This window comes from Microbacterium sp. CFBP 13617 (assembly GCF_014839445.1).
Classification (GTDB): domain Bacteria; phylum Actinomycetota; class Actinomycetes; order Actinomycetales; family Microbacteriaceae; genus Microbacterium.
Genome location: NZ_JACYNW010000004.1, coordinates 147202 through 168360, shown reverse-complemented (window position 1 = coordinate 168360; position 21159 = coordinate 147202). Strand labels below are relative to the sequence as shown.

Annotated in this window: 23 protein-coding genes; 11 read left to right on the top strand and 12 right to left on the bottom strand. The window is 72.3% G+C overall.

What is annotated here, in order from left to right; genetic code table 11:
• Window positions 1-26: 26 nt before the first annotated feature.
• The gene (locus tag IFU40_RS12730; protein WP_191926566.1) at window positions 27-1067 is read left to right on the top strand and encodes an LLM class flavin-dependent oxidoreductase; all 1041 of its coding nucleotides are present in this window, start codon (window positions 27-29) and stop codon (window positions 1065-1067) included.
• An 82-nt stretch (window positions 1068-1149) separates the two neighbouring features.
• Here IFU40_RS12730 and IFU40_RS12725 read toward each other — a convergent pair whose 3' ends face one another.
• On the bottom strand, window positions 1150-1509 hold the full coding sequence (locus IFU40_RS12725) for a hypothetical protein (RefSeq protein ID WP_191926565.1): 360 nt from the start codon (window positions 1507-1509) through the stop codon (window positions 1150-1152).
• A gap of 402 nt (window positions 1510-1911) precedes the next feature.
• Here IFU40_RS12725 and IFU40_RS12720 point away from each other — a divergent pair, with 402 nt between their 5' ends.
• Window positions 1912-3321, top strand: a complete 1410-nt coding sequence (locus tag IFU40_RS12720; RefSeq protein WP_191926564.1) for a hypothetical protein — start codon at window positions 1912-1914, stop codon at window positions 3319-3321.
• A gap of 121 nt (window positions 3322-3442) precedes the next feature.
• On the opposite strand, the gene IFU40_RS12715 is transcribed toward IFU40_RS12720, so the two are convergent.
• Window positions 3443-4009, bottom strand: coding sequence for a ribonuclease H family protein (locus tag IFU40_RS12715; RefSeq protein ID WP_191926563.1), 567 nt, complete (start codon window positions 4007-4009; stop codon window positions 3443-3445).
• Window positions 4010-4203: 194 nt separating this feature from the next.
• Here IFU40_RS12715 and IFU40_RS12710 point away from each other — a divergent pair, with 194 nt between their 5' ends.
• On the top strand, window positions 4204-4734 hold the full coding sequence (locus IFU40_RS12710; protein ID WP_191926562.1) for a hypothetical protein: 531 nt from the start codon (window positions 4204-4206) through the stop codon (window positions 4732-4734).
• A gap of 27 nt (window positions 4735-4761) precedes the next feature.
• Here the strand turns inward: IFU40_RS12710 and gnd are convergent, their stop codons facing one another.
• The 4 genes from gnd to IFU40_RS12690 form a co-directional block, all read right to left on the bottom strand.
• The gene (gene gnd, locus IFU40_RS12705) at window positions 4762-5823 is read right to left on the bottom strand and encodes a phosphogluconate dehydrogenase (NAD(+)-dependent, decarboxylating) (protein ID WP_055838724.1); all 1062 of its coding nucleotides are present in this window, start codon (window positions 5821-5823) and stop codon (window positions 4762-4764) included.
• An 84-nt stretch (window positions 5824-5907) separates the two neighbouring features.
• Complete coding sequence (locus tag IFU40_RS12700; protein ID WP_055939407.1) at window positions 5908-6408, bottom strand: bifunctional nuclease family protein; 501 nt, start codon at window positions 6406-6408, stop codon at window positions 5908-5910.
• A 37-nt stretch (window positions 6409-6445) separates the two neighbouring features.
• Window positions 6446-7066 carry a response regulator gene (locus tag IFU40_RS12695; protein WP_191926561.1) on the bottom strand — a complete coding sequence of 207 codons (621 nt, stop codon included), beginning with the start codon at window positions 7064-7066 and terminating at the stop codon, window positions 6446-6448.
• Window positions 7063-8226 carry a sensor histidine kinase gene (locus IFU40_RS12690; RefSeq protein ID WP_191926560.1) on the bottom strand — a complete coding sequence of 388 codons (1164 nt, stop codon included), beginning with the start codon at window positions 8224-8226 and terminating at the stop codon, window positions 7063-7065. Before IFU40_RS12690 ends, IFU40_RS12695 begins: the two co-directional genes overlap by 4 nt.
• A gap of 145 nt (window positions 8227-8371) precedes the next feature.
• Between IFU40_RS12690 and IFU40_RS12685 the strand changes: the two genes are divergently transcribed.
• Both IFU40_RS12685 and IFU40_RS12680 read left to right on the top strand, forming a co-directional pair.
• On the top strand, window positions 8372-9427 hold the full coding sequence (locus IFU40_RS12685; RefSeq protein WP_191926559.1) for an ABC transporter permease: 1056 nt from the start codon (window positions 8372-8374) through the stop codon (window positions 9425-9427).
• Window positions 9424-10116, top strand: a complete 693-nt coding sequence (locus tag IFU40_RS12680) for an ABC transporter ATP-binding protein (protein ID WP_191926558.1) — start codon at window positions 9424-9426, stop codon at window positions 10114-10116. Before IFU40_RS12685 ends, IFU40_RS12680 begins: the two co-directional genes overlap by 4 nt.
• Window positions 10117-10154: 38 nt before the next feature.
• Here IFU40_RS12680 and IFU40_RS12675 read toward each other — a convergent pair whose 3' ends face one another.
• Window positions 10155-10514 carry a hypothetical protein gene (locus IFU40_RS12675; RefSeq protein WP_235560572.1) on the bottom strand — a complete coding sequence of 120 codons (360 nt, stop codon included), beginning with the start codon at window positions 10512-10514 and terminating at the stop codon, window positions 10155-10157.
• Between the two features lie 230 nt (window positions 10515-10744).
• On the opposite strand from IFU40_RS12675, the gene IFU40_RS12670 reads away from it, so the two are divergent.
• Both IFU40_RS12670 and IFU40_RS12665 read left to right on the top strand, forming a co-directional pair.
• Window positions 10745-11026: a metal-sensitive transcriptional regulator gene (locus IFU40_RS12670; RefSeq protein ID WP_055838744.1), complete on the top strand. Its 282-nt coding sequence runs from the start codon at window positions 10745-10747 to the stop codon at window positions 11024-11026.
• 151 nt (window positions 11027-11177) lie between these two features.
• Window positions 11178-11513 (top strand): heavy-metal-associated domain-containing protein, encoded by a 336-nt coding sequence (locus IFU40_RS12665; RefSeq protein ID WP_191926557.1) that lies wholly within the window; start codon window positions 11178-11180, stop codon window positions 11511-11513.
• A gap of 22 nt (window positions 11514-11535) precedes the next feature.
• On the opposite strand, the gene IFU40_RS12660 is transcribed toward IFU40_RS12665, so the two are convergent.
• Together IFU40_RS12660 and IFU40_RS12655 are read right to left on the bottom strand one after the other, a co-directional pair.
• Complete coding sequence (locus tag IFU40_RS12660; RefSeq protein ID WP_191926556.1) at window positions 11536-11817, bottom strand: hypothetical protein; 282 nt, start codon at window positions 11815-11817, stop codon at window positions 11536-11538.
• Between the two features lie 99 nt (window positions 11818-11916).
• Window positions 11917-12468 carry a helix-turn-helix transcriptional regulator gene (locus IFU40_RS12655; protein WP_191926555.1) on the bottom strand — a complete coding sequence of 184 codons (552 nt, stop codon included), beginning with the start codon at window positions 12466-12468 and terminating at the stop codon, window positions 11917-11919.
• A 133-nt stretch (window positions 12469-12601) separates the two neighbouring features.
• Between IFU40_RS12655 and IFU40_RS12650 the strand changes: the two genes are divergently transcribed.
• The 4 genes from IFU40_RS12650 to cydC are packed head-to-tail and all read left to right on the top strand — an operon-like array spanning window position 12602 to window position 18488.
• Window positions 12602-14041, top strand: a complete 1440-nt coding sequence (locus tag IFU40_RS12650; RefSeq protein WP_055838752.1) for a cytochrome ubiquinol oxidase subunit I — start codon at window positions 12602-12604, stop codon at window positions 14039-14041.
• Between the two features lie 9 nt (window positions 14042-14050).
• Complete coding sequence (gene cydB, locus IFU40_RS12645) at window positions 14051-15082, top strand: cytochrome d ubiquinol oxidase subunit II (RefSeq protein ID WP_191926554.1); 1032 nt, start codon at window positions 14051-14053, stop codon at window positions 15080-15082.
• Window positions 15079-16767 carry a thiol reductant ABC exporter subunit CydD gene (cydD, locus tag IFU40_RS12640; protein ID WP_191926553.1) on the top strand — a complete coding sequence of 563 codons (1689 nt, stop codon included), beginning with the start codon at window positions 15079-15081 and terminating at the stop codon, window positions 16765-16767. The genes cydB and cydD overlap by 4 nt, the downstream gene beginning before the upstream one ends.
• Window positions 16764-18488, top strand: coding sequence for a thiol reductant ABC exporter subunit CydC (gene cydC, locus IFU40_RS12635; RefSeq protein ID WP_191926552.1), 1725 nt, complete (start codon window positions 16764-16766; stop codon window positions 18486-18488). Before cydD ends, cydC begins: the two co-directional genes overlap by 4 nt.
• On the opposite strand, the gene IFU40_RS12630 is transcribed toward cydC, so the two are convergent.
• Genes IFU40_RS12630 through modA form a run of 3 tightly spaced genes read right to left on the bottom strand, consistent with a single transcriptional unit; the run spans window position 18464 to window position 21092 of the window.
• Entirely contained in the window at window positions 18464-19540 is a 1077-nt protein-coding gene (locus IFU40_RS12630; RefSeq protein ID WP_191926551.1) for a sulfate/molybdate ABC transporter ATP-binding protein, read from the bottom strand. The two genes, cydC and IFU40_RS12630, sit on opposite strands and share 25 nt — an antisense overlap.
• The gene (modB, locus tag IFU40_RS12625; protein ID WP_070409429.1) at window positions 19537-20316 is read right to left on the bottom strand and encodes a molybdate ABC transporter permease subunit; all 780 of its coding nucleotides are present in this window, start codon (window positions 20314-20316) and stop codon (window positions 19537-19539) included. The genes IFU40_RS12630 and modB overlap by 4 nt, the downstream gene beginning before the upstream one ends.
• Window positions 20313-21092, bottom strand: a complete 780-nt coding sequence (gene modA, locus IFU40_RS12620) for a molybdate ABC transporter substrate-binding protein (protein ID WP_191926550.1) — start codon at window positions 21090-21092, stop codon at window positions 20313-20315. The genes modB and modA overlap by 4 nt, the downstream gene beginning before the upstream one ends.
• Between the last annotated feature and the right edge of the window lie 67 nt (window positions 21093-21159).

Below are 21159 nucleotides of genomic sequence, written 5' to 3'. Positions count from 1 at the left end.
TCAGGCGCCGGTGCGTTCTCTCACGCATGCGTTCTTTCGGCACCCTCTCCTTCGGCCATTACGGTCCCCTCGGCGGCGGGCACCACCTGACCGCCGGTGACTCGATGCTCCAGGCGATCGACCTCGCCCAGGGCATGGACGACCTCGGCGTCAACGGCATCTCGTTCCGCGTGCACCATTTCGCCCGTCAGCAGGCGGCCCCCATGCCGCTGCTCGCCGCGATCGCCGCCCGCACCTCTCGGATCGAGGTGGGTACCGGCGTCATCGACATGCGCTACGAGAACCCGCTCATGCTCGCCGAGGAGGCGGCATCCGTCGACCTGATCAGCGCGAACCGGCTCGCGCTGGGTGTGAGCCGCGGCTCACCCGAGACGGTCGTGCGCGGCTACGAGGCCTTCGGCTACACGGGGTCGGACGACCCCCGTGGCGGCGACATCGCCCGCGAGCACTTCGACCTGTTCCTGCGCGCGATCGACGGCGAGGGTCTCGCCGAGCGCGACCCGCACAGCCCCTTCGGTGGCGGCACGGGTCTGCAGCGCATCGAGCCGCACTCCCCCGGGCTGCGCAAGCGCATCTGGTGGGGTGCCGGCACGACGGCGACGGCCGAGTGGGCCGGGCGCATCGGTGTGAACCTGATGTCGTCGACCCTGCTCACCGAGGCCGACGGCACGCCCTTCGACATCCTGCAGGCTCAGCAGCTCGACGCGTTCCGCGCCGCCTGGCGCGAGGCCGGCCACGCCGGTGAGCCCCGCACCTCGGTCAGCCGCAGCATCTTCCCGATCGTCACCGCCGAAGACGAGATGTACTTCGGCGGCTCGGCGGGCTCCGATCAGATCGGCGTCATCGACGGCATGCGCTCGACCTTCGGCAAGACCTACGCCGCGCCTCCCGAGAAGCTCATCGAGCAGCTGCAGAACGACGCCGCCGTCATGAGCGCCGACACGCTCATGCTGACGATCCCGTCGCAGATGGGCGTCGAGTTCAACCTGCGCCTGGTCGAGAACTTCGCGAAGTACGTCGCTCCGGCCCTGGGCTGGCAGCCGACCACGGCCGCAGCCCGCGTCTGACCTCAGCGACGCCGAAGGGCCCGGATGCCACGATCACGGCATCCGGGCCCTTCGACGTTTCTGCGCGCGCGGGACGGGCCGCTCAGCGTGCGGTCACGCCGCGGGAGCGCGCGATGGTCTGCGACACGAGGTACTCGCCCCAGGCGACGGCGTAGGCGCCGAGCGCCGCCCACATCCACTCCGACGGCAGCGCACCGGTGAGCGCGAGCAGGCCCGCCGCGGTCAGGGCGACGACGACGATGAGCACGGGCACGACGGCTCGCGATCCCACCAGGGCGCCGTCGGTGCGCCAGATCACCAGCAGCGCCCCGGCGGTGGCGATGAGCAGGATCACCGGTGTCCACCACGATCCGAGCGATCCCATCGAGATCGACGCCCCGATGCCGGCGATGGCCAGCGACGCGGTGCGGAGGGAACGGACGGTCGTGGTGCGGGAAGACATCGGACTCTCTCTGCCACGCCGGTGTCGGTGCGCCGGCGGGTCGTTCCAGCGTAACCACGGGTTGCCGAGCCGGGTTGCCGGGCCGGGTTGCCGTGCCGGTGCGGGCCGAACTCCTGAGAATCGCGACGGCGGCGCAGCGCGCGGCGCGTCGATTCGCGGCGGAGTCGGCCTCGGCCTCCCATTTCTCAGGAGTTCGGCCCGCCGCGGCGGGGGTGGGTGCGTCTTCGACGCGGAGTCCTCCCCGCAGAATCCACGTGAGTCGGCCCGGAACGCGTCGAGGGGAGGGGGTCGCGACCGCGCGGCCCCGTACCCTGGAAGCCGGGGAGTCGCGCGAGCCGAACCGCGCGCACGCACCACCCCTTCATCGGTCGACGACGCCATCGCATCGAGAGGGGAGCCCGCGTGGAGCTGACACGACGCAGCGTGCTCTTCGGGGCGCTCGGCATCATCGGACTCGGCGCCGGATCGGTCGCCGCGGCGAAGGTGATGACGCACGGGGCACCCGATGCCCCGACGCCCTCCGCCTCGGGCGCCACGCACTCCCCGAGCCCGACGGCGAACGCGACGACCCCGTCGACGAAGGATCTCGACCTGCACGTCTGGGATACGGTGCGACGCTCGCTGTCGCCCGCCGACGACGCGACGATCGCGGTGACCCGCGGCGTTCTGCCGGCCGGTCTCGCCATCGCGGGATCGACCCTGGCGGGCAGGCTCACCGACACCGGACCGTACGCCTTCGAGGTCGAGGTGCGCCACGGCGACAACCGCCGCCGACAGGCCTTCGCGGGCGCGGTCGGCGAGATCAAGCGCGATCTCAGCATCTCGCTCAGCCTCGATGCGACGACGCCGCTCAGGGTCACCGCGCGCGAACTCGACCGCATCGCCGCGCTCGGCGCCAACGCGACGCTCGTCATCCTCTGCTACATCCCCGACCCCGACTCGACGACCTTCACCCGCGTCTCCGACGAACGCATCGACGCCGTCTTCGCGCTGGCGAAGGACCGCGGTGTGCGCATCACCCTCGTCAAGCCGCACATCGCCACGGTGAAGGACGGCGACAGCTTCTATCGAGCGAACTACACCCCGGCCTCGGTCGACGCCTTCTTCGACAGCTGGGCCGACCAGCTGTCGCACTTCGCGCAGCTGTGCACCGACAACGACGTGGAGTACCTGTCGGTGGCGTGCGAACAGCCGGCGCAGACCACCGCCGAAGAGTACGGGCGGTGGGTGCCGATGCTGGCGAAGGTGCGCGCCGCTCACCCCGCCATCAAGCTCACCGCGGCGTTCACGACCCTCGAGCTGTTCCTTCTGTACACCTACTGGCTGCCCCAGAAGACCCCGCACATGGCGCAGCTTCTCGACGTGTTTGGCATCAACTCGTGGATCCGCCTGACCGACAAGGTCTACACTCCCGACGCCCCCAACATCACCGTCGACGAGCTCGTCGCCGGGTGGCGCGGAGCGGGCGGACGAACCGACGACCACCTCGGCAAGCTCGAAGCCGTCTGCGACCAGCTGCGCATGCCCTTCCTCATCACCGAGGTCGGGGCGCAGCCCAGGGTCGACGGGCTCGCGCAGCAAGAGGGCAGCACCCCTCCCACGGGGGCGGCGAACCACGACGTCCAGGCGCTGCTGTACACCTCGGTGCTGCGGGCACCGCTGCGATCACGGTGGTGCACGGGTGCCTCGATCTGGCACATGCGCGCGCCCTTCGCCTTCGGCGACCTGTCCGGCGACACCCTCTTCGCGGGCGAGAAGGTGCTCAAGACCCAGATCGCCAAGGATCCGTCGCTGGCCGCGAAGTCGTACTGACGGCAGCCCGCCCGGGCACGCCCGTGCCCTGACCCGCGCCCCGGCGCCGCGCCCGGCGGGAGAACGCCGAAGACCCCTCGCGGCCGGAACGGTCAGGTGGCCGGATCTGAAGAGTGCGGCGTCAGCGCCCCTTGCGATCCGCCGCCGAGCGGGGCGGCGCCGATGAGACTTCGAGGCGGTCGAGGCCGCGCAGCGACGTCCAGACGAGTTCCTCGCCCTTCGCGGCGTGCTGCGACGCGCGCACCGCGCGCTCGTCGGCCCAGGAGTTGAGCACGTGCCCGCTGTGACCGCGGACGTGTTCGAGGACGACGTCGGGCATGCCCGCCTCGCGTCGGGCGTCACGCGCGACGATGAGGGCCTCGAGGATCGAGCGGTTGGCCACCGGCTTCTTCGCGCTCGTGACCCAGCCGCGTCGCCGGTGGCCGTCCATCCACGACGAGTACGTGTCGATCGCATACTTCGAGTCGGCCTGCACGACGAGCTCCCGCACGTCGGTGTGGTCGGTGATCGCGTGCAGCAGGCCCAGCAGCTCGCCGATGTTGTTGGTCCCCTCGGGGATGGATCCGGCCGCCCAGTGGCCGTCTTCGCCGACCCACGCCCAGCCGGCCGGGCCGGGATTGCCCTTGCACGCGCCGTCGGTGGCGACGACGTAACGGTCGGAGGACGAGGACGACGCGGAACTGCTCATCCCTCTAGTCTCCCCCGCGCCGGCGACGCGTCTGTCCCCCGCACGGCGAACGGATGAACCGGCAGGTGAACCCGCGGGCGATACCGCGCGCGATGGCGCATCCGTCGCGAGGGTCGATCGTGCCCGCGTGGCAACCTACACCGGTCGTTCCTCCCCCGCTCGGCGCTGCGGCGTCCCTCGAGAAAGTCCGCTCCATGTCGACGCCCACGAAGTCCTCCGCCCGCCTTCACCCCGCCGCCGTCACCGCGCTGGCCGTCGGAGGAGTCCTCGTCGTCGGCGCACTCGCCTTTCTGGCGTGGTTCCTGTCGGCGCAGCAGTCCGATCCGAACGCCGAGGCTACGGGGCGCCTCGTGCAGTGGCAGGAGGTCTTCGAGAAGTACCGCACCGAGAACGGCTCCCTCCCCGACATGCCGGTCGGCGGCTACTGCCTCGGCACGGGGTTCCCCGTCGGCGCCGACGACACGGCCAACTGCCGCGACTACGACGCGGCGTCGCACTACACCGAGACCGCGAGCGTGCCGCTCATGGAGGCCCTCGCGACGACCGGGACGCTCCCCTCGGGGATCTCCACCCCGGTCCGCGGAACCGTGGGTCCGTACGCGCAGTACGAAGAGGGCGCGGTGCAGTTGCTCACCGCCGAGAGCGGGCCGTGCGTCGCCCCCGCCGTCGAGGTCTGGACCGACGGCGAGGGCCTGCACATCTGTCAGATCACGCTGACCCGCTGACCCGGCCCGCTGACCGGGCGAAGCGGGTCAGTTCGTTCCGCTCTCGGCCTTCTTCTGGCCCGCCTCGAGCACGTCGCCGGCGGGGAGCTCCTGGTGCCCGCCGAACTGCAGACGCATCGCCGAGAGCACCTGGTTGGCGAAGTGGTCCTCGCCCCGCGAGGCGAAACGCTCGAACAGCGACGCGGCGAGCACCGGCACGGGAACGCCGGTGTCGACGGCCGCCTTGACCGTCCAGCGGCCCTCACCCGAATCCGAGACGCGGCCGGCCAGGCCGTCGAGCGTGGGGTTCTGCGTGAGAGCGGCCGAGGTGAGGTCGAGCAACCACGACGAGATGACCGAGCCTCGACGCCACAGCTCGGTGACGCGGGCGGTGTCGATGTCGAACTGGTAGAACTCGGGCTCCTCCAGCGGCGCCACCTCGGCGGAGTGCTCCCCCTGGTGCAACCCGGCGTCGGCGTTGTTCAGCACGTTCAGGCCCTCGGCGAGCGCGGCCATGATGCCGTACTCGATGCCGTTGTGGACCATCTTGACGAAGTGCCCGGCGCCCGAGGGCCCGCAGTGGAGGTAGCCGCGCTCCTCGGTCGAGAAGTCGCCGGTGCGGCCGGGCGTGCGCTCGACCTCGCCCGGTCCCGGGGCGATGGTGCGCAGCACCGGCTCGAGGTGCGCGACGGCCTCGTCGTGGCCGCCGACCATGAGGCAATAGCCGCGCTCGAGCCCGAAGACGCCGCCGCTGGTGCCGACGTCGACGTAGTGGATGCCGGAGTCGTTCAGCTTGGCGGCGCGACGCACGTCGTCGCGGTAGTTCGAGTTGCCGCCGTCGATGATGATGTCGCCGGGCTCGAAGACCTCGGCGACCTGGTCGACGACCGAGCCGGTGAGGCCGGCGGGGATCATCAGCCAGACGGCACGGGGCTTGGTCAGCTTCGAGGCGAGGTCGGCGATGCTGGTGGCGCCGGTCGCCCCCTCGGCCACGAGGGCGGCCACGGCATCCTGATTCACGTCGAACACGACGCAGTCGTGACCGTCTTTCATGAGCCTGCGGACGATGTTGGCGCCCATTCGTCCGAGCCCGACCATGGCGAGTTGCATTGGTTCCCCGTTCCTCGTGGATCACGGCCGCGCGGGCGGCCCCTCCGCGAGTCTAGGAGCGCCCGGCGCCGCTCGGTCGATGTGTCAGCCCTGGAAATCGTCGGGGTCGACGTCGTCGAGGAATCGGCGGAACTCCTCGACCCGGTCGTCCTCGGCGGACGGCTCGATCTCGACCGCGTCGTCGGGCACGCCGGCCTCGGCGAGCACATCGGCGGCCACCCAGATCGACCCGCCGGAACGGGCGGCGAGCGCGATGGCATCCGACGGGCGGGCGTCGAAGGTGCGCGGTCCCGCGGGCGTCGCGAGCAGCACGCGGGCGTGGAACGTGCCCGCGTCGAGGTGCGTGACCTCGACGCGCTCGACCGAGGCCGACAGCTCGCCGAGCATGGCCGTGGTCAGGTCGTGCGCGAGGGGACGGGGACTCCCGGTGCCCTCGATCGCGACGAGGATCGACATCGCCTCTTGGGCGCCGATCCACACCGGCAGCACCAGGTCGCCGTCGGTGGCGGTGTCGACCGGCTTCAACAGGATGACGTGCTGCTGGGCCGGGTCGAGGGCCACACCGACCACACGCACCCGGATCATGTCGCCCATCGTACGTGCCGCGACGCGGCGAACCCGGTCAGCGCACGATGCCGAGGGCTCGCGCCCTCGAGACCGCGGCGGTGCGCGACGAGACGCCCAGCTTCGAGAACACGTGCGCGAGATGGGACTTCACCGTGGCGTCGGTGATGTGCAGGTGCGCGGCCACGTCGGCGTTGGAGGCCCCGCGCGCGACGAGTCGGAGCACCTCGATCTCACGCACCGACAGCGTCACGCGGGGTTCGCGCAGTCGCGCCAGCAGGCGCCCGGCGATCGCGGGGGCCACGGCGCTCTGGCCGGCGGCCGCGGCTCGCACTCCGGCGAGCAGTTCGTGGGGAGGGGCGTCTTTGAGCAGGTAGCCGCTGGCCCCCGCTTCGACGGCGCCGAGGATGTCGCCGTCGGTGTCGTAGTTGGTCAGCACGAGCACGTACGGGGGTGCGGCGAGCGCGCGGATCCGCCGTGTCGCGTCGGCACCGGCCGCGCGGTCACCGAACTGCAGGTCCATCAGCACGAGTTCGGGAGCGAGGGTGTCGGCCAGGGCGACGGACTCGTCGGCCGTGGCGGCCTCGCCCACCACGTCGATGTCGCTCTCGGCATCGAGCAGCGCCCGCATGCCCGCGCGCACCACGGGGTGATCGTCGGCGATGAGCACGCGGATCACGGCGTCGCCCCCGGCAGCGTCACGGTGATCGTCGTTCCGGAGCCCGCGACGCTGTCGACGTCGAGTCGCCCGTCAAGCTGGTCGACCCGCTCGCCCATGGCGCGCAGGCCGAACGAGTCGGTACTGGATGCCGCGTCCTCGGCGCCGCGCGGATCGAACCCCTCCCCGTCGTCGGTGATCGTCAGACGCGCGGTCCCCCGGTCGCCGCTCAGTCGGATGCCGACCCGGTGGGCGCGGGCGTGCTGGGCGACGTTGGCGAGAGCGCCCTGGGCGATGCGCAGGAGCGCCGTCTGCGCGTCCATCGGCAGGGACACCGCGGCATCCACATCGACGTCGACGGGGATGTGCTCGCGGGCGCCCCAGCCGGCGGCGAGACGCTCGAGGGCGGAGCCGAGTCCCCGATCGAGGCTCGGCGGCGCGAGCTCGCGGATGAACCGCCGCGTCTCGGCCAGGCCGTCGGCCGCGGTCTGGCGCGCGAGGCGCACGTGCGCGATGCCCGGCCCCTCGGCATCGGCTCGCTCGGCGGCGTGCAGCAGCATCTGGATGCTCGAGAGCCCCTGGGCGACCGTGTCGTGCAGTTCGCGTGCCAGGCGGGCGCGCTCGGCGAGAGTGCCCTGCTCGCGCTCGGCGGCGGCCAGCCGGTCGCGGGTCGCCAGCAGCTCGGCCATGAGGGCCTCGCGCTCGGCCGCGCGCCGCTCGAGTGCCGAGTAGCCGAGGCCGATCAGCAGTGCGACTCCGGCTCCGACGACGGGTCCGACCACGCCGCCGACGGTGAGGCCGCCGTGCACGGCGAAGGCCGCGATCGTCAGCGCCGTGGTGCCGATGACGGAGAGGGGTCCCGCGACGCCCGGCAGAAGGTGCAGGTACAGGAAGAACAGCGGGAAGACGAGGTAGGCCGCCTCGGGGACGAGCCAGACCAGCGCCGCCCAGACGACGGTGAGGGCCGCCAACCATACGACTGCGGCGCGGGAGCGCCCACCCCGTGCGAGCCAGAGCCCCGAGAGGTACACCGCGCCGAGCAGCCCGGCCAGGACCAGGGCGAGCACCGGCCCGTTCGTCAGCAGCACGCGCACGACGACCAGCGCCAGCAGGCCGCCGAAGAGGGCGTGGAGTCCGGCGCGCAGGCCCGCGAAGACGGGAGCGAGGGTGCGGTGGGGCATGTCGATCTCCAGGCTACGGATGCCGCGCCACGGGCGGATCATCCGAAAGGTGGAGAGGGAGTTCGTCCCGGCCGCCGATGACCCGCTGCCGCGCCACGGCGACAGTGGAAGGAGCCGGGGAGATCCGCCGGCGGAAGGAGGCGACGTGTACGTCGCATGGCGCGATCTTCGGTTCGCCCGCGGGCGATTCGCCCTCATCGGGGCGGTCGTCGCCCTCATCACCCTGCTCGTCGGCTTCCTCTCGGGGCTCACCGGCGGCCTCGCCGCGCAGAACGTCTCGGCGGTGCTGGCCCTGCCGGGCGATCGGCTCGTGCTGCAGCCGGTCGGAGGCGCCGCGGCGACCTTCGCCGACTCGAGCATCGGCGACGCCACCGTCGCCGCCTGGACGGCGACGCCGGGCGTGCAGGCGGTCACACCGGTCGGAATCGTGCAGACCCGCGCCGCGGGGCCGGGCGGCAGCGGCGGCGTGGCCCTGTTCGGGCTCGACGCGGCCGGCGTCTCGCCGACCGCCGACGGTGACGTCGTGCTGTCGGCGGGGGCCGCGAAAGCGCTCGGCGCCACCGCGGGCGACGACGTGACGATCTCGGGTTCCCCCTACCGGGTCGACGAGGTCACCGGCGATTCCTGGTACAGCCACTCCCCCGTGGTGGCGATGACCCCCGCCGCGTGGGCCGACATCGACCGCCGGCTGGGCGGGCAGGGCGACGCGACCGTGCTCGCGGTGTCGGGGACGCCCGACTGGGCGGCCACCTCGGCCGCCACCGGCACCATGGCATCCACTCCCCTCGCCAGCCTCACCGCGCTGCCGACGTTCCGCTCCGAGATCGGCTCGCTCGCCCTCATGATCGCCATGCTGTTCGCGGTCTCGGCATTGGTGGTCGGCGCGTTCTTCACCGTCTGGACGATGCAGCGGGCCGCCGACGTCGCCGTGCTGAAGGCACTGGGGGCGAGCACCGCGATGCTCCTCCGCGATGCGCTCGGACAGGCGCTGATCGTGCTGGTCGCGGGCGTCGGAGTCGGCATCGGCCTCACCGCGGCACTCGGTGCGCTCGCGGGCGGTGCGCTGCCCTTCGTCCTCAGTCCGCTGACCACCCTCGCCCCGGCGCTCGTCATGATCGCGCTCGGCGTGCTCGGCGCAGCCGTGTCGCTGCGCATCGTCACGGCATCCGACCCCCTCACCGCTCTCGGGAGCACTCGATGATCCTTCTCGACGACGTCACCCTCACCTACCCCGACGGCGACTCCCGCGTCACCGCGGTCGACCACGTCTCGCTCGAGGGGCGCCCCGGGCTCGTGACCGGGATCACCGGCCCGTCGGGGTCGGGCAAATCGAGCCTGCTCGCCCTCGCCGCGACCCTCGCGCGACCCGACACCGGACGCGTGGTCGTCGACGGGGTGGATGCCACCGGGCTCAGCGCCGCGGGCCGCACGGCGCTGCGACGCGCGCGCATCGGCATCGTGTTCCAGCAGCCGCAACTGCTCCCCGCCCTCACCGCGCGCGAGCAGCTCTGCGTGATGGCCGAGCTCGGCGGGCGAGGGCGGCGCGCGCGGCGGGCCGCCGTGCGCGGCCGCGTCGATGAGCTGCTCGATGCCGTCGGCCTCGGCGACCACGCCGATCGCCGCCCCGCGCAGCTCTCGGGTGGCCAGCGTCAGCGCGTCGCGATCGCGCGTGCCCTCGTGCACGAGCCGCGGGTGCTGCTCGTCGACGAGCCGACGAGCGCCCTCGACAGCGCTCGAGGCGCCGAGATCATGGCACTCCTCTCGCGTCTCACCCGCGAACGCGACACGGCCACGCTGCTCGTCACGCACGACCTCGTGCACGCGGGTGCACTGGATGCGACGGTCGAGGTGGTCGACGGGCGGGCGTCACTCGTGGCGTCGCCGGCGTGAGCGCGAGGTCGCGCCGCCGGGGATGAGGAGCGTGGGCGTCACCACCCGACGGTGTTGAACCACTCCCGCCGCCGGTCGGCCTCGCCGCGGCTCTCGTCTCCGCGCCAGGAATCGTGCGGGGCGAGGCGCCCGTCCTCGAGATCGACGAACGCCCAGCACACCGGGCAGAGCGCCCGGCCGCCGGGGTACCCGTCGGGCAACGGAGGGGCGGCCTCGGCCGGGGTCCCCGCGCCCGCGCACTCGGGCGGATCGGCCTGCAGGTCGCTCCACAACAGGCGCCCACCACGGCGGTGGTGGAGGCCTCGGTGGCCGGCTTCACGGGTGCAGATCTCGCCGTTTCTTCGGCTGAGACACAGCTTCCGTGCCGCGCCGGGAAGCGCCGCCAGGGTTCTCGTCATCTTCCGATTCTCGCCGCTGCGAGCGCAACGGGGGCAGGTGCGGGATGCGCACGGGACGGTGGGGGCCGGTGGGGAAGGGATCGGCGGTCATCGCTGACCACCACCGGTGCGACGAGAGAACATGTCGACCTCCTGGAGTTTCCACGATCCGTCACGCCTGCCTCGCTGCCGAGGGGGTTGACAGTGGGGGACGCCGTGCTAGGCATACCCCACGGGGGTATCATCGACACATGCACGGATATGAGGGGCACAAAGACGATCTCCTGAAGCGCCTGCGCCGCGCGGAGGGACAGGTGCGCGGCATCGCCCGCATGGTCGACGACGACCAGTACTGCATCGACATCCTCACGCAGGTGTCGGCGGTCACCAAGGCCCTCGAGAACGTCGCCCTCTCGTTACTCGACGACCACCTGTCGCACTGCGTCGCCGAGGCGGCCCAACAGGGCGGCCCCGTCGCCGAAGAGAAGCTGAAAGAGGCGAACCAGGCCATCGCGCGTCTGGTCCGCTCATGAGCGACGCGGGCGGAGCGCACCTCTCCGATCGTGCCGAGCGCCGACTCCGCGGCCCCGTCGGCGGGACCGCGACCGCGACCGCGATCGCGACCTCCGCCCCGTCCGCCGCAACGACCCTCGCGCCGTGAGCGCCCCATCGAAGGAGACCCCCATGACCGAACGACGCCTCGACCTCGGCCTGTCCCCGACGAACGCGGGCGGCTGCGGCTCGGGCTGCGGCTGCGGACACGCGTCGGCGCCCGCCGCCTCCGCCGTCTCCGCTGCTTCCGTGGCGGCCGCCGACACCCTGCGCGTCGAGGGGATGACGTGCGACCACTGCGTGCGCGCGGTCACCGAAGAGCTCTCCGCCCTCGACGGCGTCGAGGTGGTCGACGTCGAGCTGCACGTCGGAGGGGAATCGCTCGTGCGCATCGCCTCGACGGGCGCCGTCGACGAAGCTCAACTCGCCGCCGCGATCGACGAGGCGGGTTACACGCTCGCCCGCTGAGACCGCTCTCTCGAGGGCGAGGTCAGAGCACGCGCCGCAGCAGCGCGTCGACGGCGGCGTGGAACGTGACGTTCTGCGAAACCTCGACAGCGCGGTCGTACCGCGAGCCGCCCAGGGCCACGAAGACCGCTCCGACGACCTCGACGTAGCCGACGATGTACCCGTCGCGGGCGACCTCATACAGGTCGAGGTCGATGCGCGTCCACGGGATCTCTGTGAAGGCGGGGGGCGTGACGGGCGAAGAGGCGTTCGCGGCGGCCTTCTTCGTCGACCCTCGGCTGGTGAGAGGTGCTTCCATGACCATGCGAGTGCTCCTTGGGTCGTCCGCGTCCCTCCAGACTGCGACGCGACCCGGTGACGCACCGCGGGCTTGACGAAAGGCCCGGACGGGGATACTCGCGGGTCAGAGCGCGGAGCGCGCGGGCCGACCGCGTCGCGGCCGATCGGCCGATAGCGCGAACGGAGCGCTCCCGCGCGTGAGCTCTTCGACGTCGTCCAGCCAGCGCAGGTCGGCGTCGAGCCGGGCGCGTCGTGCGGCGCGCACGATGGCCGCCGACACGGCATCCGTCGTCTCGCTCGGCGCTTCGGGGTCGGCGAGCGCCTGCCGCACAGCCGCGCGCTGAGCCGAGAGGATGCCGTCGACGTCGGCGCCGGGAAGGGTGACGGCCAGCGCGATCTTGAGGGCGACCTCGTCGCGCTTCTCGATCTGCGACGCGGTGGACAGCCAGGTGCGCGCTTCGAGGCGTCCGGCCTCGGTGGGCTCCCACAGCATGCGCCCCTCGTCGTCGAGGCCGCGGCCGACCACGAGACCGTCGCGTTCGAGGCGTTCGAGGGTCGTGTAGACCTGCCCGACGTTGACCATGGCGCCGGTGCGCCGGTGGTACTCCGCGCGCAGCTGAGAGCCGTAGCAGGCGCCGCGATCGAGGATCGCGAGCAGGCTCTGACGTACCGACACGGCGGCCTCCCGGCTGGCTCGAAAATGACTTGCTCAGTATATGGTTCGACGCCGAGGCAACCCCGAACGGCGCTCCGGAGCCCGGCGTAGCATGTGGTCTGACCACACAATCCGGTTTGATCGGAGGCTCCTGATGGAGTGGCTCGACCCCCTGGCTCTCGCCCGCTGGCAGTTCGGGTTGACGACCCTGTACCACTTCCTCTTCGTTCCGCTCACGCTCGGGATGTCGCTGGTCGTGGCCATCTTCCAAACGGTCTGGTACCGCACCGGGGACGTGCGCTGGCTGCACATCACGCGCTTCTTCGGCAAGATCTTCCTCATCAACTTCGCCATGGGCGTCGTCACGGGGATCGTGCAGGAGTTCCAGTTCGGCATGAACTGGTCGGCGTACTCACGCTTCGTCGGCGACGTGTTCGGCGCCCCCCTCGCGTTCGAGGGGCTGCTCGCCTTCTTCCTCGAGGCGACGTTCATCGGCCTCTGGATCTTCGGGTGGGACAAGCTCCCCCGCCTCGCCCACCTCGCCAGCATCTGGATGGCGACGATCGGCGCCACCCTCTCGGCGTACTTCATCATCGCCGCCAACGCCTTCATGCAGAACCCGGTCGGGTATCAGATGTCCGCCGAGGGGCATCGCGCCGAACTCGTGGACTTCTGGGCACTGCTGACCAACCCGGTCGCCCTCGCCGCCTTCCCGCACACGATCTTCGCGGGCTGGATGTTCGCCGCCATGATCGTCGTCGCCATCTCGGCCTGGCACATGGCCCGCGGCCAGAACACCGACATGATGCGCAAGACCCTGCGTTTCGGCCTGTGGTCCACGCTCGTGTCGTTCGTCCTCGTCGCCGTCGTCGGCGATCAGCTCAGCCTGGTCATGGTCGCGACGCAGCCGATGAAGATGGCCGCCGCCGAGGCGACGTTCCACACCGTCTGCGGTCAGGATGCCTCGTTCTCGATCTTCACGCTCGGCACCCCCGACGGTACGAGCGAGCTGTTCTCGATACGGGTGCCGTTCCTGCTCAGCATCCTGTCGACGCACTCGCTCGACGGCTGCGTCGAGGGCATCAACGACTTGAACACGCTGTACAGCCAGCAGATGTTCCCGCAGTTCGCCGACCAGGTCGACGGCAACTTCGCGCCCGTGCTGTGGGTCACTTACTGGGCGTTCCGTTGGATGATCGCCCTCGGCGGTATCGCCGCGCTGGTCAGCGTCGTGGGCCTCTGGGTCACGCGCAAGAAGGCCACCCGCCCGGTCGCACCCTGGATGTGGCGCGTCGCGATCTGGGCCGCTCCCCTGCCGATGCTCGCGAGCCTCGTCGGGTGGGTGTTCACCGAGATGGGCCGTCAGCCCTGGATCGTGTTCGGTCTCATGCTCACGCAGGACGGCGTCTCGCCCAGCGTGCCGGGCTGGAGCGTGCTCATCTCGCTCGTCGCCTTCACCCTCGTGTACGCCAGCCTCGCCGTCGTCGAGTTCGGACTCATCAAGAAGTACGCGCAGAAGGGTCCCGATCCTCTGCCCGACCCGGACGCCGTGCACGACGACTCCGTCGAGAACACCCCGACCACGGTCTACTAGGAGCCCCTCATGGACCTCGCATACCTCTGGTTCTGGATCGTCGCCTTCCTCTTCGTCGGCTACTTCGTGCTCGACGGTTTCGACTTCGGCGTGGGCATGTCGATCCCCTTCCTCGGCAAGGACGACATCGCCCGCCGGCAGATCATCAACACGATCGGTCCCGTATGGGACCTCAACGAGACGTGGGTCATCGTCGCCGGCGCCGCCCTGTTCGCGTCGTTCCCCGAGTGGTACGCGACGCTGTTCAGCGGCTTCTACCTGCCTCTCCTGGCGATCCTGCTCGCCCTCATCGCCCGGGGCGTCTCGTTCGAGTACCGCCACCAGCGCGACTCCCTGCGGTGGAAGCGCTCGTTCGACCGCATGATCGAGATCGGCTCGGCACTGCCCGCCTTCCTCTGGGGCGTGGCGTTCGCGAACATCGTGCAGGGCGTGCCCCTCGACGCCGACCACGAGTACGTCGGCACCGTGCTGACCCTGCTGAACCCCTACGGCATCCTGGGCGGACTCACGACGCTGAGCCTGTTCTTCCTGCACGGGTTGTTCTTCGTCGCGCTGAAGACCGACGGGCAGGTGCGCGCCGACGCCCGGTCGCTCGCGAAGAAGGCGGGGCTCGCGACCATCGCCCTCGCTGCGCTGTTCCTCGGGTGGACGATCGTGAACGCCGCGAACGCCCAGGCACCCCTGCTGCTCGGGGTCGTCGCCCTCGCGGGCGTCGCCGCTCTGACGCTCATCGGCGCGTGGGTCGCGAACCTCCGCGACCGCGAGGGGACGGCGTTCACCCTCGGCGCGGTCACGATCGTCGCCGCCGTCGCGACGCTGTTCTTCGCGCTGTTCCCCAACGTGATGCCCTCGACCCTGGCGGCCGGATCGAGCCTCACGATCGACAACGCCTCGAGCACCGACTACACCCTGACGATCATGAGCTGGGCGGCACTGATCTTCCTGCCGCTGATCCTCGCCTACCAGGGCTGGACGTATTGGGTGTTCCGCAAGCGCGTGACCCGCGCGCGCATCGAGAAGGCCGCGCTGGTGGCGCATTGAAACCCGTCGATCCCCGGCTGCTGCGCCACGCCACCGCCTCGCGCCGCTTCTTCGCGGTCACGGCGGCGATCGTCCTCGCCCAGACGGGCGTGATCATCGGCTTCGCGGGGGCGCTCACCGCCGCCCTCGTCGGCGCGATCGAGGGCCGACCGCTGGCGGAGCTCTGGGGCCACGTGGGGATCGCCGCCTCGCTCGCCCTGCTGCGCGGGCTCTTGATCGCCGCCTCCGAGCGGGTGTCGGCGCGCGGAGCCGCGGCGGCCTCGTTGCAGCTGCGGCAGTCGCTGGTCGCGGCGGTCGCGCGCCTCGGCCCGGCATGGCTCTCGCAGCGCAACTCGGCGAGCCTCGCCCTGACGGCGGGGCACGGCCTGGAGGCCCTCGACGCGTACTTCGGGCGCTACCTGCCCCAGCTGGTCGCGACGGTGATCACCCTGCCGATCCTCATCGGCGCGATGACCCTGGCCGACCCGCTGTCGGGCCTCACGGTCGTGCTGACCATTCCCCTGATCCCGCTGTTCATGGTGCTCATCGGCCTTGCGACCCGCGGCGTGCAGCAGAAGCAGTACCGCACTCTCGGTCGCCTCGCCGCGCGCTTCGCCGACACCGTCGAGGGGCTCGGCACCCTGAAGGTGTTCGGCCGCCAGCACCGGGCCGCCGACACGATCGAGACGGTCACGCGCGACTACAAGCGCGAGACGATGACGGTGCTGCGCGTGTCGTTCCTCTCGGGCTTCGCGTTGGAGTTCCTGGCATCCATCTCGGTCGCCATCATCGCCGTCACCATCGGCTTCCGCTTGCTCGCGGGCGACCTCAGCCTGCTCGTCGGGCTCTTCGTGCTGCTGCTGGCCCCCGAGGCGTACCTGCCGCTGCGGCAGGTGGGCGTGCAGTTCCACGCCGCGAGCGAGGGGGTCGCGGCGACCGAGCAGATCTTCGACGCCCTCGACGCCGCGCACGCCGCCGATGTTCCGTATGCCGTCACCCCGGCGCGCGGGACGACGCTCGCGCTCGAGGGGGTGCGCGTGCACCGCGAGGGGCACCGCTCGCCGCGGGTGTCGCTGTCGGTGGGGCCGCGCGAGGTGGTGGTCGTGTCGGGGCCGAGCGGTGTCGGCAAGTCCAGCCTGATCGCGGCCCTGCTCGGTTTCGCCGACCACGACGGTGAGGTGAGCCTGGACGGGACCCCCGTACCGCACGCCCTCGACAGCGTCTCGTGGGCCGGGCAGCGGCCGGGACTCGTGACGGGCACCGTCGGCGAGAACGTGGCCCTGGGCTCGACCCCCGATGCCGCGGCGATCCGTCTCGCCCTCGACGACGCGGGGGCCGCCGACCTCGACCCGGCCACCCCGCTCGGCGCGAACGGCGCGGGACTCTCGGGCGGGCAGGCGCAGCGCGTCGCCGTCGCCCGGGCGCTGTACCGGGCACGGGTCGTGGGGACGCCGTTCATCGTGCTCGACGAGCCCTCGAGCGCCCTGGATGCCACGACCGAGGCGCACCTGTGGGCGATGCTGCGCCACGAGGCCGACGCCGGCCGCGGGGTGCTGCTCGTCTCGCACCGCCGGTCGGCGCGCGCGATCGCCGACCGCGTGGTCGAGGTGGACCCCCCGCGTGAGTCGCCAGGATCTGTCGCTTCCGCGCTCGTCGCGGCGACGAATCCTGGCGACTCGCGCGTGAGTCGGGCGGTGCGGTCGTGAACGACCGGGTGCGGGGGATCCTGCGATCCGCCCTGCCGTCGCCGCGGCGCTTCGCTCCGGCCGTGCTGTCGGGCTTCGGGTCGGCGGCGAGCGCGATCGCGCTGTTGGCGGCGAGCGCGTGGCTGATCGCGCGGGCGGCCGAGCAGCCCCTCGTGATGTACCTGTCGCTGGCGGTCGTGGGCGTGCGGGCCTTCGCGCTGTCGCGCGGAGTGTTCCGCTACCTCGAACGGCTGAGCGGGCACGACGCCGCTCTTCACCAGCTGGCCGGGGTGCGCGCCGAACTCGTGCGCGACCTCGTGCCCCTCGCCCCCGACGGTCTCGGCCGCGCCCGCCGCGGCGGACTGCTCTCCAGCGTCGTCGACGACGTCGAGGAGTTGCAGAACCTGCCGCTGCGCGTCGTGCTGCCGCTGGCGACCGCGGTGCTGACGGCCCTGGCCGCCGTGGTGTTCGTGGCCCTCGTGTCGTGGCCGGCCGCCCTGGTGCTGTTCGCCTGCCTCGCCGCGGCCTTCGCCGTGGCCGTCGCCGTGGGGTGGGTCGCGGGGGCCCGCGCCGAGCGCTCGATCTCGCCGCTCCGCGCCGATGTCGCCGACGCCCTGCACGACCTGCTGACGAACCTGGACGTGCTGACGGCCTACGGGGCAGCGGATGCCGCCCGCGAGCGCATCAGCCGGGCAGACCGGGCGCTGCGCCGTGCCGTCGTGCGCCGGGGTGGGGCGCAGGGACTCACCGCGGGGGCCGTCTCGGTGCTCGCGGGACTCGCCTCGGTGGCTGCCCTGCTGGTGGCTGCCCCCGCGGTGACCGGCGGCACCCTGTCAAGGCCGGGCCTCGCCGTGGTCGTCCTGCTGCCGATGGCGGTGTTCGAGGTGTTCGGTCCCGTGCCGCTGGCACTGGCCTCGTGGCGGCAGGTCCGGCGCGCCGCGGAGCGCATCGCCGAGGCCGTGCCCGACGGCGTGCCCGAGGCCCTTCCCCGCGACGAGCCGGCCGCCACGGGCTCCGCACCGGCGCTGGGTTCGGGCCTCTCCCTCGTCGGCGTCTCGGCGCACTGGCCCGCGCGGGGCGACACCGATGCCGACGCCGGGCGGCTGCACGACGTCTCGCTGCACGTCGCCCCGGGCGAGCGCGTGCTCGTCAGCGGGCCGAGCGGGGCCGGCAAGACGACGCTCGCGCACGTGCTCGTCCGATTCCTCGACGTCGCGGGGACATACGAGATCGGCGGAGTGGACGTGCGCACCCTGTCGGGCGACGACCTGCGCCGCACGGTGGGTCTCGTCGAGCAGTCCCCTCATCTGTTCGACGAATCCGTACGCCAGAACCTGCTCTTCGCCCGCGACACCGCCACCGACGACGACCTCCGGGCCGCCCTGACCCGCGTCGGCCTCGACGACTGGGTCGCCGAGCGGGGCGGGCTCGACGCGCGTGTCGGCGATCGCGGGGCGCTGGTCTCGGGCGGGCAGGCGCAGCGCCTGGCGCTGGCGCGGGCGCTGCTGCGCGGCTTCCCCGTGCTCGTGCTCGACGAGCCGACCGCGGGCGTGGACCCCGCGGCATCCGATGCCCTGCTGCACGATCTGCTCGGCGCCGTCGGACGCGATCGCGCCGTGGTGCTCGTGTCGCACGTCGAGGTGCCCGCCGGGCTGGTCGACCGCGAGGTGCGCCTGGCGGGCGGGCGCATGGTCCCGGGTGTCAGGGAGCGCGCTCGTCAGCGACCGCCCCGGTTCTCGTGAGCGCCCTCTGACGGCGCCGGAACGAACCGCACCCGCTCGGGCGCGACGCTCATCGACACCACGTCGCCCGGGCCCAGCCTGCCCGCGGCCTCCGGCGTGACCTCGACGGCTCCCGCATCGGTGACGACCCGCACGCCCGTCGGCGTCGCCTCCAGGTGGGCGACGGTCGCCCGGAAGCCCTCGCCGAGACGCCCGTCTACCGCGCGGAAGACCGCCGCGAGCGGCGTGCCGTCGACGCCCGCGAGCGCGCGAGACGCGGCATCCGATGCGGTCAATCGCACCCCGCCCCGCACGAACGCTCCCCCCTGGGCCACCCCGACGAGCCGTTCCAGGCCCGCGATCCGTGCCGCGACGTCGGTCGCCGGAGCGGTCAACACCTCGCGCACGGGCCCGGCCTGCGTCACGCGTCCGCGCTCGACGATCACGAGCCGGTCGGCCAGGGCCGCGGCATCGACGGCGTCGTGGGTCACCGCGACGGCCGTCACTCCGGCGAGGTGCTCACGCAGCATCGCGCGGATCTCCGAGGCCGTCACCGCGTCGAGCGCCACGAGCGGCTCATCGAGCAGCACGACCCGCGGTTCGGCGGCGAGCGCCCGAGCAACGGCGACGCGCTGCTGTTCGCCGCCCGACAATTCCACGGGGCGCCGGTCCCCCGCCCCCGGGAGCCCCACGCGAGCCAACCATTCGTCGGCGCCGGAGCGGGCGACGGATGCCGAGACCCCGGCCGCACGTGGGCCGAAGGCGACGTTCTCGCGGGCGGTCAGATGCGGGAACAGCCGCGCGTCCTGCCCCAGCAGCACGATGCCTCGGTGCATCGGCGCCGTGCGGAGCCCCGGGGCTCGATCGAGCACGCGCCCGTCCACCGCGATCTCGCCGCCGTCGAGCGGGGTGAGACCCGCGAGCGCACCCAGCAGCGTCGACTTGCCCGCGCCGCTCCGGCCCATCACGGCCACGGTCTCGCCCGCGGCGACGTCGAGCGCGATGTCGACGTCGAAGTCACGGCGGCGCACGCGCACCTCGGCGCGGAGCACCGCGGCATCCCGAGCCGTCATCGCCCCACCCCCGGCCGCCACCCGCGCACGAGCAATAGCACCGCGACCGCCGTGATCAGCAGCAGCAGCGACAGGGCGACCGCGGTGCCCTGCGAGACGCCCGCGCCGTTGAACGCCGTGTATATCGCTAGCGGCATCGTCTGCGTGACCCCGGGGCGGTTCCCGGCGAACAACGCGGTCGCACCGAACTCGCCGATCGCGCGAGCGAAGCACAGCACGATCCCCGCGACGATGCCGGGGGCGGCCAGCGGCAGCGTGATCCGGCGCAGGATCGTCGCGCGGCTCGCCCCGAGAGACGCCGCCGCCCGCTCGAACTCGACACCGGTGCTGCGCAGAGCCCCCTCGACCGCGAGCACGAGGAACGGCAGGGCCACGAACACCTGCGCGAGCACGACGGCGGGGGTGGTGAACGGCAGTCCGAGCGCACCGAACCACCCGTTTCGGCCGAACAGGTACAGCAGGGCGACGCCGCCGACCATGGGCGGCAGCACGAGCGGAACGGTGACCAGCGCTCGCAGCAGCGCCGCCGTGCGCGCGGGGCTCCGCGCGATCACGAGCGCCAGGGGGATGCCGACGATCGCGCACAGCACGGTGGCCACGGCCCCCGTGCCCAGCGACAGGCCGAGCGCCGAAAGCGCGGCCGCCGAGGTCACGTCGCTCCAGAGCGTCGCCCACTGCACCCGGGCGATGAGCGCGGTCAGGGGCACGAGCAGGAACAGCAGCCCGACGACCGCCGGAACGATCAGCCAGCGCGGAACATAGCCCGCCGCTCTCACGGGGCGCGGAACCCGGCGTCGGCGAGGATCCGCTGACCGTCGTTCGAGAGCACGAAGGCGACGAACGCCGCGGCCGCGTCGGGGTTCGGGGCGTCGGCGAGGGCGGCGATCGGGTAGCGGTTCACCACGGCGTCGGCGCCCTCGGGCACGATGGCCTCGACGTCATCCCGGCCGACCACGTCGGTGGCGTAGACGAGTCCGGCATCGGCTTCGCCGGCGGCGATCTTGGTGAGCACGGCGGTGACGTTCTGCTCGGCGCTGGCGGGCGTCACCGTGACGCCTGCGTTCGACAGCAGCGTCGCCGACGCCGCGCCGCACGGCACCTCGGGGGCGCACAGCACCGTGGTCACACGCGCGAGGTCGGCGAGGGTCGACACCGCGCCGGGGTTGCCGGTGGGCACCGCGATGACGAGCGTGTTGCCCGCGAACAGCTGCGGGTCGGGGGCCTGATCCGTCACCTTCGCCATGTTCTTCTCGTCGGCCGAGGCGAAGACGTCGGCGGGCGCGCCCTCGCCGATCTGCGTGGCGAGGGTGCTCGATCCGTCGTAGACGGCGCTCACAGTGACCCCGGGGTGGGCGGCCTCGAAGGCCGTGGCGATCTCGTCGAACGACCGCTGCAGCGAGGCGGCGGCGTACACCTCGACGGTTCCGTCGAGCGTGGCTGCGGACGCGGCGGACCCGGATGCCGCGGGGGCGGGGGATGCCGTCGGGCTCGCGCAGGCGGCGAGCAGGGCGGCAGCGGCGAGGACGACGAGAAGGCGAAGGGGGCGGCGCACGGTGTTCCTTTCGGCGGCGCCGGCGGCCCGCGACCTCCATTGTGCCCTCATCCGCGGATCATCCGGC

Coding starts and splice junctions, on each gene's coding strand:
- IFU40_RS12730 (WP_191926566.1), top strand. CDS start 27: ATGCGTTCTTTCGGCACCCTCTCCTTCGGCCATTACGGTCCCCTCGGC.
- IFU40_RS12725 (WP_191926565.1), bottom strand. CDS start 1,509: ATGTCTTCCCGCACCACGACCGTCCGTTCCCTCCGCACCGCGTCGCTG.
- IFU40_RS12715 (WP_191926563.1), bottom strand. CDS start 4,009: ATGAGCAGTTCCGCGTCGTCCTCGTCCTCCGACCGTTACGTCGTCGCC.
- IFU40_RS12710 (WP_191926562.1), top strand. CDS start 4,204: ATGTCGACGCCCACGAAGTCCTCCGCCCGCCTTCACCCCGCCGCCGTC.
- gnd (WP_055838724.1), bottom strand. CDS start 5,823: ATGCAACTCGCCATGGTCGGGCTCGGACGAATGGGCGCCAACATCGTC.
- IFU40_RS12700 (WP_055939407.1), bottom strand. CDS start 6,408: ATGATCCGGGTGCGTGTGGTCGGTGTGGCCCTCGACCCGGCCCAGCAG.
- IFU40_RS12690 (WP_191926560.1), bottom strand. CDS start 8,226: ATGCCCCACCGCACCCTCGCTCCCGTCTTCGCGGGCCTGCGCGCCGGA.
- IFU40_RS12680 (WP_191926558.1), top strand. CDS start 9,424: ATGATCCTTCTCGACGACGTCACCCTCACCTACCCCGACGGCGACTCC.
- IFU40_RS12675 (WP_235560572.1), bottom strand. CDS start 10,514: ATGACGAGAACCCTGGCGGCGCTTCCCGGCGCGGCACGGAAGCTGTGT.
- IFU40_RS12670 (WP_055838744.1), top strand. CDS start 10,745: ATGCACGGATATGAGGGGCACAAAGACGATCTCCTGAAGCGCCTGCGC.
- IFU40_RS12665 (WP_191926557.1), top strand. CDS start 11,178: ATGACCGAACGACGCCTCGACCTCGGCCTGTCCCCGACGAACGCGGGC.
- IFU40_RS12660 (WP_191926556.1), bottom strand. CDS start 11,817: ATGGTCATGGAAGCACCTCTCACCAGCCGAGGGTCGACGAAGAAGGCC.
- IFU40_RS12650 (WP_055838752.1), top strand. CDS start 12,602: ATGGAGTGGCTCGACCCCCTGGCTCTCGCCCGCTGGCAGTTCGGGTTG.
- cydB (WP_191926554.1), top strand. CDS start 14,051: ATGGACCTCGCATACCTCTGGTTCTGGATCGTCGCCTTCCTCTTCGTC.
- IFU40_RS12630 (WP_191926551.1), bottom strand. CDS start 19,540: ATGACGGCTCGGGATGCCGCGGTGCTCCGCGCCGAGGTGCGCGTGCGC.